The 14,269-nt window shown below is 63.1% G+C and carries 13 protein-coding genes; 9 read left to right on the forward strand and 4 right to left on the reverse strand.

The annotated features are described in order from the left end of the window. Positions 1 to 26 precede the first annotated feature (26 nt). From AB4118_RS20120 to AB4118_RS20130, 3 genes are all read right to left on the reverse strand, one after another. Positions 27 to 1,862 (reverse strand): methyl-accepting chemotaxis protein, encoded by a 1,836-nt coding sequence (locus AB4118_RS20120; RefSeq protein WP_441491424.1) that lies wholly within the window; start codon positions 1,860 to 1,862, stop codon positions 27 to 29. A gap of 339 nt (positions 1,863 to 2,201) precedes the next feature. Beyond that, positions 2,202 to 2,960, reverse strand: a complete 759-nt coding sequence (locus AB4118_RS20125) for a competence/damage-inducible protein A (RefSeq protein WP_441491425.1) — start codon at positions 2,958 to 2,960, stop codon at positions 2,202 to 2,204. Positions 2,961 to 3,180: 220 nt separating this feature from the next. Then, a complete protein-coding gene (locus AB4118_RS20130; protein WP_441491426.1) occupies positions 3,181 to 4,038 on the reverse strand; it encodes an FkbM family methyltransferase in 858 nt (285 codons plus the stop codon). A gap of 206 nt (positions 4,039 to 4,244) precedes the next feature. Here AB4118_RS20130 and AB4118_RS20135 point away from each other — a divergent pair, with 206 nt between their 5' ends. From AB4118_RS20135 to radC, 4 genes are all read left to right on the forward strand, one after another. Continuing rightward, entirely contained in the window at positions 4,245 to 5,639 is a 1,395-nt protein-coding gene (locus AB4118_RS20135) for a selenium-binding family protein (RefSeq protein ID WP_441491427.1), read from the forward strand. A gap of 41 nt (positions 5,640 to 5,680) precedes the next feature. Beyond that, positions 5,681 to 6,298 carry a hypothetical protein gene (locus AB4118_RS20140; RefSeq protein WP_441491428.1) on the forward strand — a complete coding sequence of 206 codons (618 nt, stop codon included), beginning with the start codon at positions 5,681 to 5,683 and terminating at the stop codon, positions 6,296 to 6,298. Between the two features lie 112 nt (positions 6,299 to 6,410). Beyond that, positions 6,411 to 7,235, forward strand: coding sequence for a type I methionyl aminopeptidase (gene map / locus AB4118_RS20145; RefSeq protein ID WP_069880041.1), 825 nt, complete (start codon positions 6,411 to 6,413; stop codon positions 7,233 to 7,235). After that, positions 7,232 to 7,969 carry a RadC family protein gene (radC, locus tag AB4118_RS20150; protein ID WP_441491429.1) on the forward strand — a complete coding sequence of 246 codons (738 nt, stop codon included), beginning with the start codon at positions 7,232 to 7,234 and terminating at the stop codon, positions 7,967 to 7,969. Before map ends, radC begins: the two co-directional genes overlap by 4 nt. Before the next feature lie 146 nt (positions 7,970 to 8,115). Here the strand turns inward: radC and AB4118_RS20155 are convergent, their stop codons facing one another. Continuing rightward, positions 8,116 to 9,123: an NAD(P)-dependent oxidoreductase gene (locus AB4118_RS20155; protein ID WP_441491430.1), complete on the reverse strand. Its 1,008-nt coding sequence runs from the start codon at positions 9,121 to 9,123 to the stop codon at positions 8,116 to 8,118. A 126-nt stretch (positions 9,124 to 9,249) separates the two neighbouring features. On the opposite strand from AB4118_RS20155, the gene AB4118_RS20160 reads away from it, so the two are divergent. The 5 genes from AB4118_RS20160 to AB4118_RS20180 all read left to right on the forward strand — a co-directional run bounded on the left by AB4118_RS20160 (position 9,250) and on the right by AB4118_RS20180 (position 14,243). Further along, on the forward strand, positions 9,250 to 9,870 hold the full coding sequence (locus tag AB4118_RS20160; RefSeq protein WP_441491431.1) for a TetR/AcrR family transcriptional regulator: 621 nt from the start codon (positions 9,250 to 9,252) through the stop codon (positions 9,868 to 9,870). A gap of 180 nt (positions 9,871 to 10,050) precedes the next feature. Next, positions 10,051 to 11,466, forward strand: coding sequence for a circularly permuted type 2 ATP-grasp protein (locus AB4118_RS20165; RefSeq protein WP_441491432.1), 1,416 nt, complete (start codon positions 10,051 to 10,053; stop codon positions 11,464 to 11,466). A 73-nt stretch (positions 11,467 to 11,539) separates the two neighbouring features. Beyond that, positions 11,540 to 12,481, forward strand: coding sequence for an alpha-E domain-containing protein (locus AB4118_RS20170; RefSeq protein ID WP_069882628.1), 942 nt, complete (start codon positions 11,540 to 11,542; stop codon positions 12,479 to 12,481). A gap of 84 nt (positions 12,482 to 12,565) precedes the next feature. Further along, a complete protein-coding gene (locus AB4118_RS20175; protein ID WP_441491433.1) occupies positions 12,566 to 13,393 on the forward strand; it encodes a transglutaminase family protein in 828 nt (275 codons plus the stop codon). A 100-nt stretch (positions 13,394 to 13,493) separates the two neighbouring features. Next, a complete protein-coding gene (locus AB4118_RS20180; protein ID WP_441491434.1) occupies positions 13,494 to 14,243 on the forward strand; it encodes a proteasome-type protease in 750 nt (249 codons plus the stop codon). Positions 14,244 to 14,269 lie beyond the last annotated feature (26 nt).

Consider the following 14,269-nt stretch of genomic DNA (forward strand, 5'->3'; position numbering starts at 1 on the left):
CCCAATCGGTCGTGTTTCAGCGGGTATCAGAACTCCGACCAGCCATCGGCAGGGCCGCCTGACACGACGCGCCTCAGCTTCGGCGCCCCCTTGGCAGGCGGCGAAAGCGGAGCGGGAATGGTCCTGGTGAGATGTGGCGCCCTCTGCTCGATCTGGCGCGCAATCACGGTTTCGAAACCTGGTCCGCCATCTTGCAGCCGGAATGCTGCGACCATCGCGCTCAAGCGCTCGGTATCCTGCCTCAGCTCCTGCGCCACGTTCGCGCTCTCATCGGCAAGCAGGGCATTCTGCTGGGTGATCTCGTCCATATGAGCGACCGTCCTGGCCATCTCATCGATACCATTGGCCTGCTCGGCCGTTGCTTCCGAGATTTCGTTGACCGTCGAGGCGACGCGGCTCGCAGCCGAGACGATTTCCTGAAGCGTCGCGCCGGCATTCTTCACCAGACTGACGCCGGTATGGATCTGGTCGCTCGAATTGGCGATCAGCGATTTGACCCCGTTGGCGGATTCGCTGCAACGCGCGGCAAGAGCCCTCACCTCGGTTGCCACGACCGCGAACCCGCGCCCGGCATCCCCCGCGCGGGCCGCCTCGACCGCGGCATTCAGCGCCAGCAGATTGGTCTGGAACGCGATGCCGTCGATCATCGAGATGATCTCGGATATGCCGGCCGAAGCCTGCTCGATCCGCGTCATCGCACTCACCGCCTCGGCAACGATCGTGCCGCCACGCTCCGCGACGTCGCGCGCCTCGTGGCCGAGGCTGACGGCGGTGCGGGAGTGACCCGCGCTGTGCTTCACGGAAGCCGCGAGCTCCTCGGTTGTCGCCGCAGTCTCCTGCAGGCTGGAGGCATTGGCTTCCGTGCGCTCGGCGAGCTGGGCACTGTCGGACGAGATCTTGCTCGATGCGCTGGCGATCTGGTGCGAGATGTCGCGGACCGAGCCGACCATCTCGGACATGGTGTCGAGCAGATCGTTGACGCCGGCGCAGAGCTGCGCAACCTCGCCGCTCTTGCCCGCGAGCGCGATGCGCCCCGTCAGGTCCTTGCACTTGGCACGAGCGATGACCTCGCCAGTCTCCTTCACCGCGGCCTCGAGCTGCTGACCGCGGAAGGTCGCAGTGATGTCGGTTGCGAACTTCACGACCTTGAAGGGCGTGCCCTTGGCGTCGAAGATCGGATTGTAGGATGCCTGGATCCAGACCTCCTTGCCGCCCTTGCCGATGCGGCGATATTGCGCGGCATCGTATTCGCCACGCCCGAGGCGCTCCCAGAACTGGCGATAGGCCAAGCTCTCGCGCTCGACCGGATCGACGAACATGCGGTGATGCTGCCCCTGGATCTCGCCAAGCGAATAGCCGAGTACAGCAAGAAAGTTCTCGTTGGCCGTCAGCACATGCCCCTTGAGGTCGAATTCGATTACCGCCTGCGCCTTGCTGATGGCAGCCTGCTGCCCTTCAAGATCAGCGAGGCGGTTCTTCTGTGCCGTGACATCAAAGGCGTATTTGATCACGCCTCGCGGTTTGCCACCGGCACCAAGGAGCGGGTTGTAGCTGGCCTGGATCCAGACCTCCTTGCCTCCCTTGCCGACACGCAAGTACTGGCCCGTCGAGAATTCACCACGCCCGAGATCCTCCCAAAACCTGCGATAGGCCGCGCTCTCCCGCTCGGCCGGATCGACGAACATGCGGTGGTGCTGCCCCCTGATTTCGTCGAGGGTATAGCCCAGCACGTTCAGGAAATTCTCGTTGGCGTTGAGGATCATGCCGTTCAGATCGAATTCGATGACGGCTTGTGAGCGGTTGATCGCCGCGACCTGGGCGGCAAGGCGTCGATTGGAGAACAGGCTGGAAAGGCGCGACATACAACCTCCCGATCGCTGTTCCGGCACGGGAGCGCAGAGCACTCCGCACGGGCCGGACACATGCAGCCCACACCGACACCGTTCCCCCCGGAACCGCCGCGTCGACATGAGCGCTGCCGGCAAGCCGACCGCAAGTCGAGGATGAATTATGACGGTTTATAAATGGTTTAACAGGCACTATTAGCGATGTATTCGCGGCAACGAATACATCAAAAACTATAGTTTTCTATTCATAAAGACTTAAAATCAATTGATTCTGACAATTATCAAAAGTAAACAATGCAATAAAAAGAATAATCTTAAAATATATGATCAAAAATAACTAAATAAGGAAAGAGATCACCGACGTAATCGAGCGCGCTCATGCTCGATCATCTGCTTCACCGCCGCCATCGCCTGATCTAATTTCTCAGGATCGCGCGAGCGCACCACGACATTCGTATCAGGACCAGTCTCGGACCAGAAGGGATAGGAGCCGATCGCGACCTGCGGATGAGCCTGAGCGATCTCGCCGAGAGCCGTGCCGATATCGCCTTCACGCAGTCCGGCCCGCACCGTGTCGGACAGAATGCGCGTTCCTGTCTTGAGAGTGGGTCCGACCACGTCGAGCATCGCTTGCATGATCGCCGGCACGCCCGCCATGACGATGACATTGGCGATGATGAAGCCCGGAGCCTTCGAGACGGAGTTCGCGATCAACTCCCCGCCCTCGGGGATGCGCGCCATGCGCATGCGCGCTTCGTTGAGCTGGTCCGGCGGAAAGCGCTCTGACAGCATCGCAACCGCGCGCGGATCGACATTGATCGGCACGCCGAAAGCCGCAGCGACCGAGTCGGCCGTGATGTCGTCATGGGTCGGGCCGATGCCGCCCGTGGTAAAGACATATGTATAGCGAGAGCGCAATGCATTGACCGCAGAGACGATCTCGTCAAGGGAATCGGGCACGACACGAACCTGGCGCAACTCGATGCCGATATTGGTCAGATACTCGGCGATGTAGCCGATATTCTTGTCCTTCGTCCGCCCCGACAGAATCTCGTCGCCGATCACCAGGATTGCGGCCGTGACGGGTGGACGATTCAGCGGTGCGTCGGTCATGGCCGGCTCCTCCAGGTGCCGGACGGCAAGACATGCCGCCAGCTCGTGACGATGATGCTGATCCGCCGCCCGCTCATGCCGCGCCGGGTTAGGAGCGCTGCGACATGAGCTTTCCTGATCACGCTTTAGAGCTAGGACCTTGGCGCAAACGGCTCAAGCGGCAGAAACGCCGTGTATGGCCTGCCCGCTATGCATGAGGCGCTGAACAGCAGCGAAAACGTCAGCCGCGCTTGCGTTCGAAGATGAGGTTGATGCGTGTCTGAGCTGTGAGCACATAACCGCTCGCGGTCAGGAGGGCGATGAGATCGCTCTGCCAACGGTTGCGCGAATCCTCGATGATGATCAGCTCGGGCCAGAGCGCTTCGGGCGCATCGCGCAGGAAGGGCTCGAGGATCAGGTCCTCAGCCCCCTCGACATCGAGCTTGACTGCGTCGAGGCGGTCATAGCCCTCGTTCTCCATCAGGGCGAGCAGTGTCGTCGCCGGCACCCGAACCGTGCTGCCGGCACTGGAGCGCAGGATGCGGACGCTCGACTCGCCACGGTTGTTCGGGTCGAGAAACAGCGTCAACTCGCCCGGCTTATCGGCCAGCGCGCACGCAATGGCCTTGACCGAGCCAAACGGATTTTGCGCAATGTTGAACGTCAGGCGCGAAAAGATCTCGGGCTGCGGCTCGACGGCCAGGATACGCGCTCCCGGGCCAGCTGCCGCCGCAACGCAAAGCGAATAGGCGCCGATATTCGAGCCGATATCGATGAAGCGGAAACCTTCACGCTGGCGCGCCCGCCCCGTCAGCAGTTCCCGCTCGTAAGGATCAAAATATTGCGGCGTGAACAATACGCGCTTCTCGCAGACATTGCCGTCTGGATGGAGGCGCATCTGCACGCCAAGCGCTTCGATATCGACGGGCTGGCCCGCAAGCGAACTCAGCCCGATGCGGCGCAGCGCATAGGCGAATTTGCGACCGAGGTAGCTGTCCGGAGCCCCGCGTGTCCAGTTGATGATCTGGGCCACGAGGCCCTGAGGTGCGAAAGCGCCGAAGGGACGGGCTTCCGTCGATTGGATATCGTTCATTGCCATTGGAGCGCCTGATACACGTCAAAGCCGTCGCGCGCCAGCAACTTGATCGATCGAGGGGTACCAGGCCCTCCGCCATGGTGCAGCGGGCCCCCACGGATCAGGCAGACCGCTTCAACGTCGAGCCAGAAAACAGCAAGCCGCAACGCGAGGTCTGGGCTATAGAGAGGCCTGTTGTCCGGGGTGCTGGGGTGCTCGGGAGAATGATCATGGTAAGCTGGCGACCCGATCCTTCCTTTTACCCCTCGCCGCGGCTGGCGGCCAAGGCTCCCGCCGAGCGGCTGGCCTACGTGGCCTCCTTCGATCCGGAGCGCAGGAAACCCGACGCGATCGCCGTCGTCGACGTCGATCCCGCGTCGTTGAGCTATGCGCAGATCGTCGGTCAGGTCGAGATGCCGAATACCGGCGATGAGCTGCATCATTTCGGCTGGAATGCTTGCTCGTCCTGTCTGTGCCCGAATGCGCCGCACCCCCATATGGAGCGACGCTACCTCGTCGTTCCCGGCCTGCGCTCATCGCGGCTGCATATCATCGACACCAGACCCGATCCGAGGAAACCGACGATCGCGCGGGTCATCGAGCCGGAGGAGATCGCCGAGAAGGCCAGGTATTCGCGGCTGCACACCATTCATTGCGGGCCGGAGGGCATTTACGTGAATGCACTTGGCAATGCCGAAGGCAAGGAACCCGGCGGCATCTTCCTCCTCGACCCCGTCAGCTTCGACGTACTGGGGCAATGGGAGATGGATCGTGGCTCCCAGAAGCTCGCCTATGATTTCTGGTGGCATCTCGGCCACGACACCATGGTGACCAGCGAATGGGGCACGCCCGATACGTTCGAGAATGGACTGATTCCGGAAGTTCTGCTCAGCAGCCAATACGGGCGGCGGCTGCATTTCTGGGACCTGCACACGCGCAAGCATCAACAGGAGATCGATTTCGGCGAGGAGCATCAACTCGTCTTTGAACTGCGCCCAGCCCATGACCCGAGGAAGGCCTATGGCTTCGTCGGCTGCGTCATCAGCTTGAAGGATCTCTCCGCCTCGATCTGGACCTGGTATCGCGAGGGTACGAAATGGGCGGTCAGGAAAGTCATCGAGATCCCTGCCGAGCCGGCTGATCCTGATCTCCTGCCACCGGTCCTGAAGGGGTTCAAAGCGGTTGCGCCCCTCGTCACCGACATCGACCTCTCGATGGACGATCGCTACCTCTACGTGTCCTGCTGGGGCACCGGTGACATGATTCAGTACGATGTGTCGGATCCGTTCAAGCCTGTGGAAACCGGCCGGGTCCGCATCGGCGGCATCGTTTCCCGCGCCTCCCACCCCGGAGCGAAGAACGGGCATCTCAACGGCGGCCCGCAAATGGTCGAGATCAGCCGCGACGGCAAGCGGGTTTATTTCACGAACTCGCTCTACGGGGCCATCGATCCGCAATTCTATCCCAATGGAATCGACGGTTGGATGGTAAAGCTCGATGTCGGGGAGAAGGGCGGCATCCGCTTCGACGACAAGTTCTTCGTCGACTGGCCCAAGGGGCACCGGCCTCACCAGGTCAGGCTGGAGGGCGGCGACTGCTCGTCCGATTCCTATTGCTATCCCTGACGCCCCTGCTCCCGGCATGATCGCTCGAACGGGAGGCTGAGATGTCGCCTTGGCTCATGCTCGCCGGGCTCGGTGCCTTCCATGGGCTGAACCCGGCCATGGGCTGGCTCTTTGCGGTTGCGCTCGGTCTGCATCGCGAGAGCCGTCGCGTTGTGTGGTTGTCCCTCCTTCCGATCGCGCTGGGGCATGCGGCCTCGGTCGCCGCGGTGGTCGCGGCGGTAGTTGCCCTCGGGACCATCATTGACCACGAAGCGCTGCAAAGGCTCGCGGGCCTTCTGCTTCTGGGGTGGGCGGCCTCCCACGCCGTCTTCGGCCACCGGCATCGCGTCCGGGTCGGCATGCAGACGGGGCTTGCCGGACTCGGCGCCTGGTCATTCCTGATGGCGACCAGCCACGGGGCCGGCCTGATGCTTGTACCGGCCATCATCCCGCTCTGCCTTGCTGCGACGCCGGCGCGGGAATTGACTGCCGCGGGTTCGCTGCCGGTCTCGCTGGCCGCCATCGCCCTGCACATGGCTGCAATGCTGGCTGTGACAGCAACGATTGCGGCGATCGTCTATGAATGGCTGGGGCTGGCGTTCCTGCGGCGGGGCTGGATCAATCTCGACACACTCTGGATCATCGTTCTGGCGGCGACAGGCCTTAACATGGTCCGCTAAGCACCGCCAAAACAGCGCTTGCACCCTCCAGTTCGAGCTGGCACGGGCGCAATCATCTTGCGCAGCCGGCCAAACGCAATAGATATGATGGGCAAGGAGCTTCTTGCCCACCATGACATTCGACGAAAATCTGGGACGGGCGCGGATGCGCGAACCGGCCATCAAACTTCATGGTCCCGAAGCCTTCGCGGCCATGCGCAAGGCCGGCCGCCTGACGGCAGAAGGCCTCGACATGCTCGGCGAGCACGTCCGGCCGGGCGTCACCACGCAACGCCTCGACGAGCTTGCCTTCCAGTTCGCCATGGACAATGGCGCCTACCCGGCGACCCTGTTCTATCGCGGCTATACAAAATCGATCTGCACCTCGATCAACCATGTGGTCTGTCACGGCATCCCGGACGACAAACCGCTGCGCGAAGGCGACATCCTCAATATCGACTACACGCTGATCGTCGATGGCTGGTATGGCGATTCCAGCCGGATGTATGGGGTCGGCGACATTCCCCGCAAGGCCGAGCGGCTGGTCGAAATCACCTATGAAAGCCTGCTCCGCGGAATCAAGGCCGTGCGCGCCGGCGCGACGACCGGCGATATCGGTTTCGCCATCCAGCGCTATGCCGAAGCCGAGCGTTGCTCGGTGGTGCGCGATTTCTGCGGCCACGGCCTGGGCCAGGTCTTTCACGATGCACCCAACATCCTGCATTACGGCAGTCCCGGCGAAGGCGTCTTGCTCAAGCCCGGGATGCTTTTCACCATCGAGCCGATGATCAACCTCGGCAAGGCGGGCGTGAAGGTGCTTTCCGACGGCTGGACGGCGGTCACCCGCGACCGCTCGCTTTCGGCCCAGTTCGAGCACACGGTCGGTGTCACAGAGACCGGCTGCGAGATCTTCACGCTGTCGCCGGCAGGCCGCGACAATCCGCTCGCGGCACGATGAAGCAAGAGGGCGGTCAGCGCGGATCACAAGTCCCGTTGCCGGAAGAACCCACGGCCGTTGCCGTGCCGCACTACCACGGTCATCGCCAAAGGCTTCGCGATCGCTTCCAGGAGTCGGGCGCCGACACCCTGCCCGATTACGAGTTGCTCGAGCTTCTGTTGTTCCGCTCCATCCCGCAGCGCGACGTGAAGCCGCTCGCCAAGGACCTGATCCGGCGCTTCGGCTCATTCGCCGAGGTGCTTGGCGCGCCGGCCGCGCGATTGACTGAGGTCAAGGGCGTCGGCTCCGGCGTTGCGCAGGATCTCAAGATCGTCGCGGCCGCCCTGCAGCGCATGGCGAGGGGAGCGGTGGCGAAACGCCCGGTGCTGTCATCCTGGTCGGCGGTTCTCGACTATTGCCGAATGGCGATGGCCTTTGCCGAACGCGAGCAGTTCCGCATCCTCTTCCTCGACAAGAAGAACGCGCTGATCGCCGACGAGGTCCAGCAGACCGGAACGGTCGACCACACTCCCGTCTACCCCCGCGAGGTGATGCGCCGCGCCCTGGAACTCTCAGCAAGTGCGATCATCCTTGTCCATAACCATCCGTCAGGCGACCCGACCCCCTCGGGCGCCGACGTGAAGATGACGCGCGAACTCGTCGATATCGCAAAGCCCCTCGGCATCGTGATCCACGACCACGTCATCGTCGGCCGCGACGGCCATGCGAGCTTCCGGGGGCTCGGGCTGATCTAAGGCATCGGCCCGAAAAGTGGATTGTGGTTTTCGGGAAAGCCGATGCAATCACAGAAGGTTAGGTCATCGGATTGGATACGATATCCGATCCGATGATCAAGGCGGCGCGAAGCCTCGCGCCGCCTTGATCCTGCTCAGTCTCTGTCTCAGGTCTGGCGGAACTGAGCACCGAACTCCTTCATGCGGCCGACATAGTAATCAGGAGCCAGGATCGATTCCGGCAGATAGAGGCCGGGCTGCGGAGCGGCGCCGCCTGCGAGTCCCAGCATCCTTTCGACGGCGAGCGCGACGCCAAGTGCAGTCAGGGGCGCCTGGCCATCGGGATGGACGATCTCGTGGCGCATCGTGCTGCGCTCGCCATTCCTCAGCACGCCGTCGATCGCGATCGTGATTTCGGTCGAGAAGGGCTCGCCACGGCGGCGGCTGGCGGATTCGGAGAAGGCAAGGTCGAGCCGCACCGATCTGGCATCGGTCACCGCGGCGAGGCTGACGATATCGAGTGGAGAATAGGCGGTTGCGTCGAGCTCGACACCATCGACGCTACGATAGCGCGCCTTGGCATCCTCACCATTGACCCAGCTGAACTTGCCGCCCGTCAGCGTCAGCGCGGCCGGTGCCGCTCCCGTGATGCGGTTGTAGTCCGTCAAGGCCGCCGGGCCACCCATATCCTGCTCGTCGAGCAGTGCGCCGATCGCAATGGAATCGATCGTGCGGAAATCCTTGGCAATGACCAGGGCCGGAAACACCGCAGCACCGGCCAGCCACTGGCTTGCGAGAAGCACCGGGGCCTTCGTTGCCGCGTGAATGAACTGCGCGACCTCCGGACCGATCTCGAAGGTGCCGCTCGATACGCTGATATAGGGGATACCGTGATCCTGCGCGTAGCGCATCGAGTTCAGGCCATCGTCCTTCACGAAGACGACTATGGCGCTGTACTGCGCTCCCTCCGGCTGGCCGAGGTCCCGGCGGTCAAGATCGACCCGCGTCGCAATCGCGCCCCCGACCTTCTGAGCAACCACCTGCGCCTTGGCGAGATCGCGCCCGCCGATGGCGATCGGAAGGTCGAATTGCAAGCGGCGCAGCGCTGCGGCCGCCTGGCCGCCGACGACGCCCGATCCACCAATGATCAGGACGGGGCGTTGGGGGGTGGACATGGACAAATCTCCTGGAGCGCCAAGCCGCGATCGGTCTATTGATCGCCTACTAAAAGTAAGTTACCTTTAGTAGGATTGCATAGAAGCATTGTCAACTGCGCTGCAAGGGGAGAAGCGGAGACGCCGATGTCGACGGGATCTGCGAAGAAGCTGCCCAGGGTGGAGCGCCGCGAGCAGTTGCTCGATTGCGCCATGACGATGGTGGGCGAAGACGGCGCAGACGCGCTGACGCTCGGGCGCGTCGCCGAACGGGTCGGCGTCAGCAAGCCGGTGGCCTATGATCATTTCGGCTCGCGCGAGGCATTGATGATCGCGCTCTATTGCCGGATCGACGAACAACAGGGCGGAGCACTGGCGGAGGCCCTCGACCAACTGGAGCCGCGCCTCGACAAGGTCGCACGCGCGGTCGCCGAATCCTATCTCTCCTGCGCAACGTCGATCGGCCCGGAATGGCACTCGCTTTCAGCCGCCCTCAAGGGCACGGAAGCGATGGAGGCCGTCCAGCGGGAGCTCGTCGACGGCTATATCTCGCTCTATCGCGAGGCACTGGCTCCCTATGCCGGCCAGCTCCCCGCAGAGGACCTGCACCTACGCTGTGTCGCGATCCTAGGAGCTGCCGAATCCGTGTCAGGCGAGGTGCTGCGCGGCAAGGCCAATGAGGCAAGAGCGACCGAATTGCTGGCCGCGCTGATCGTCCGGCTGATCGGTAAGTCGAGCAGCGCATCTTCAGGCGAGGACGCATCGTAAACCGCACCATCCCGCACCAGGCCCAATGCGCCCAGGCCCGCCTGCACCTCGGCCACGTTGCAATCGGCCCGAATGCTGCCCAAGGATTGGGCAGGGCTCGATTTATCCGTGATCAAGCGCCCCCTTTCCGAACCGTCACGAATGCGCATAGGCTGGTCAAAATGGGGAAAGACGCCTGACATGGTCGCCTTCGACGAAATGACCGGTATCGGTGCCGAATTGCGGCCCGCCTACGCAGCGCTTGATCGTTGGTTGAAGGAAGCCCCACCCGAAATGCTGGCTCTGCGACGCAGCCAGGCTGAACTCTTCTTCCGGCGCATCGGCATTACCTTTGCCGTCTATGGCGACGAAGAATCCACCGAACGGCTGATCCCGTTCGACATCATCCCGCGCGTCCTGACCAAGCCGGAATGGGCCAAGCTCGAGAAAGGCCTGCGCCAGCGCGTCACCGCTCTGAACATGTTCCTCGCCGACGTCTACGGGCCGAAGGAATGCCTGAAGGCCGGGATCATTCCGCCGGACCTGGTCTACCGCAACGCCTGCTACCAGTTGGAGATGGTCGACTTCCAGGTGCCGCACGGCATTTACTGCCATATCGCCGGCATCGACATCGTGCGCGTCGACGCCGACACATTCTATGTGCTCGAAGACAATGCCCGCACCCCCTCCGGGGTCTCCTACATGATGGAGAATCGCGAGGTGATGCTCCGGCTCTTCCCGGAGCTCTTCGCGATGCACCGCGTCGCACCGGTCGACAACTATCCCGACCAGTTGCTCGCGACCCTGCGCTCGGTCGCGCCGCGCCGCGCCTCGTCAGATCCGACGATCTGCCTGCTCACGCCCGGACAGTATAATTCGGCCTTCTACGAGCACTCCTTCCTCGCCGACAAGCTCGGCGTCGAGTTGGTCGAGGGCTCGGACCTGCTGGTCAAGGACGATGTCGTCTATATGCGCACGACGCAGGGGCCGAAGCGCGTCGATGTGATCTACCGCCGCATCGACGACGACTTCATCGACCCGCTGGTCTTCCGCGGGGATTCGGTGCTTGGCGTGCCGGGCATCATCGGCGCCTACAAGGCGGGAAATGTTACGCTCGCCAATGCGGTCGGCACCGGCGTCGCCGACGACAAGGCGGTCTACAGCTACATGCCGGAGATCGTGAAGTTCTTCACCGGCGAGGAGCCGATCCTGAAGAACGTCCCGACCTTCCGCTGCCGCGAGCCGGAGGCCAATGCTTATGTGCTCGACAATCTCGACAAGCTCGTCGTCAAGGAGGTCAACGGCTCCGGCGGCTATGGCATGCTTGTCGGCCCCCATGCCAACAAGGCCCAGATCGAAACATTCCGCAAGAAGCTGAAGGCCCAGCCGGAAGGCTTCATCGCCCAGCCGACGCTGGCGCTCTCCACCTGCCCGACCTTCGTCGCCTCCGGCGTCGCACCGCGGCATGTCGACCTGCGGCCCTATGTGCTCTCCGGCGCCAACGGCATTTCCTGCGTGCCCGGCGGCCTCACCCGCGTTGCGCTGAAGGAAGGCTCGCTCGTGGTCAATTCCAGCCAGGGCGGCGGAACAAAGGACACCTGGGTGCTCGATGCATGATGGCAACAGCGCATTTCCGCATTCCCGCTTCCAGGACGCAGCCCCGCGCATTGCGAAAAGGCCGGATCTGACCATGCTCTCCCGCACCGCCGACAGCCTCTACTGGGTCTCCCGCTACGTCGAGCGCGCCGAATATCTCGCCCGCATCCTCGATGCGACGATGCGGCTCACCAACCTGCCCTCGTCCTATGGTGGCGCCGGGACCGAATGGCACAGTGCGGTCGCGACCGCCGGTTGCGAAGAGACCTTCGCCAAGGCCTATGGCGAGGCGAATGAGCGCAATGTCTGCGATTTCCTCACCTTCAACCCGGATAACCTGTCCTCGATTCGCAATTGCTTCGCGCTGGCCCGCTCGAATGCTCGTGCGGTACGCACCGCGCTCACCTCGGAAATGTGGGACGCGCTGAACAGCGCCTGGCTGGAACTGCAACGGTTCGAGAAGAAGCGCATGGACCGCGAGGAGTTCGCCCGGTTCCTCGACTGGGTGAAGAACGTCTCACTGGTCTTCGACGGCTCGGCCTACCGGACCATGCTGCGCGACGACAGCTACTGGTTCTCGCGGCTCGGCGTCTATATCGAGCGCGCCGACAACACCGCCCGCATCCTCGACGTGAAATACCATGTGCTGCTGCCCGAGAGCGAACAGGTCGGCGGCTCGCTCGACTATTTCCAATGGACCACGGTGCTGCGCGAGGTCTCGGCACTGACTGCCTATCACTGGGTTTATCGCGAGGCCGTGAAGCCGCAGCTGATCGCCGATCTGCTGATCCTCAACCGCCGGATGCCGCGCTCGCTCGCCGCCTGCTACGAGAACATCTCACGCTTCCTCGACGCTCTCGGCGATGCCTATGGCCGGCACGGCCCGGCTCAGCGCCAGGCTCGCAAGACGCTGGCAAGCCTTTCGAACGCGCGCATCGACTCCGTCTTCCAGCACGGGCTGCACGAATTCATCGAGGACTTCATCAGCGAGAACGGCCGCCTCGGCCTCACGATCTCGGAGCAGTATCTGCAATAAAGAACGCGGCGGGCTCGCCTGCCCGCCCGCAGAACACTAGATATGGACCGGAAACCAACGCGCCCGTCGAGACAGCGATCGCCCATGCGGATCAGGATTTCCCACTCGATTACCTATGCCTATGACGAGCCCGTACGCCAGCTGACGCAGATTCTGCGGCTGACCCCGCGCGATCATGACGGCCAGCATGTGATGTCCTGGCGCATCGAGCCGACCGTCGACGGAAATCTGCGCGCGGGCCAGGATGCGCATGGCAACATCGTCCATACCTTCTCGGCCGATGGCCCGATCTCCGATCTCGCGATTCATGTCGGCGGCGTCATCGAGACTCTGGATCTGGCCGGTGTCATTCGCGGAACGATCGAGCGCGTGCCGCCCGAAGTGTTCCGGCGCGATACCTTGCTGACGACGCCCGACGACGCCTTGCGCGACTTCGCCGTGGCGGCAACGCGCGCCGACTCGACACCGCTCGCCAAGATGCACGCGTTGACAGAAGCGCTGCACGACTTGCTTGCCTGCGACCGTTCCGGCCAGCGTACCGGCGTAGGGGCTGCAGCCGCCTTCGCGGCCCGCGGCGGCATCCCGCAGGATCTCACGCATGTCTTCATGACCTGCGCGCGCCAGCTCGGAGTCCCGGCCCGCTACGTCTCCGGCTATGTCGCGCAATCCGATGCCCTGCCCGAGGCGGAAGGGGCGCATGCCTGGGCCGAGGCCTATCTCGAAGATTATGGCTGGATCGGATTCGATTGCGCCAACGGCTTGTGCCCGATCGACACTCATGTCCGCATCGCAGCCGGCCTCGATTTCGCCGATGCGGCGCCTGTCCGCGGTGCACGCAAGGGCGGCAGCGGCGAAAACCTCGCCGTGCTGGTCAGCGCCCGCGCTGCAAACGCACAGCTCGCCAATCAATAGGCAAAGCGATTGCGACCGCCACAGCAGCTAGGGCGGCCCGATCAGGATTTCCCGGCGCGCATGAACGCGCCTGGACCGGCAAGCTGAAGGAACCGACCCCGTGACCTATTGTGCCGGACTTCTCGTGCAGGACGGGCTCGTGATGATCGCCGACACCCGCACCAATGCTGGGCTCGACGACATCTCGACCTTCCGTAAGCTGCATGTCTTTTCCTGGCCGGGCGAACGCAGCTTCGCGCTGGCGACGGCAGGCAATCTCTCCGTCACCCAATCGGTGGTGAGCCTGCTCCATGAAGGACTTCTCAATCCCGAGACCGGAGAACTCGATACGCTCCAGAGCGTTGGCTCGATGTTTAGGGCAGCGCAGCTCGTCGGCCGTGCCGTCCGCGCCGTCAGGGAGATGGACGGCCCGGCCCTGGCGGAGGCCGGGCTGAAATTCGATATCTCTCTCCTCTTTGGAGGTCAGATCATGGGCCAGCCCATGCGGCTCTTCATGGTCTACGGCGCGGGAAACTTCATCGAATGTGGCATGGACGCGCCCTTCCTCCAGATCGGCGAGCACAAATACGGCAAGCCGATTCTGGACCGCGCCGTGACCTTCAAGACCCATCTCTACGACGCGCTGAAGGTTGGTCTGATCTCGATGGATTCGACGATGCGTTCGAATCTCGGAGTTGGCCTGCCGATTGACCTCATCGTGATGCGGCGAGATGGCGAAGAGCCCGAGCTCAATCGGCGTATCGAGGCGGGGGAACCCTATTTCCACGACCTGCGCGAGCGTTGGTCCGCGGCACTGCGCGCGGCGCATCAGGCGATCCCGCGACCTCCTTACGGACCATCCGGAGGTTGAAATTTGATGTCTGCCTGCCCGTTTAG

This window comes from Allobosea sp. 2RAB26, from assembly GCF_052115465.1.
In the GTDB taxonomy this organism is placed as follows: Bacteria; Pseudomonadota; Alphaproteobacteria; order Rhizobiales; family Beijerinckiaceae; genus Allobosea.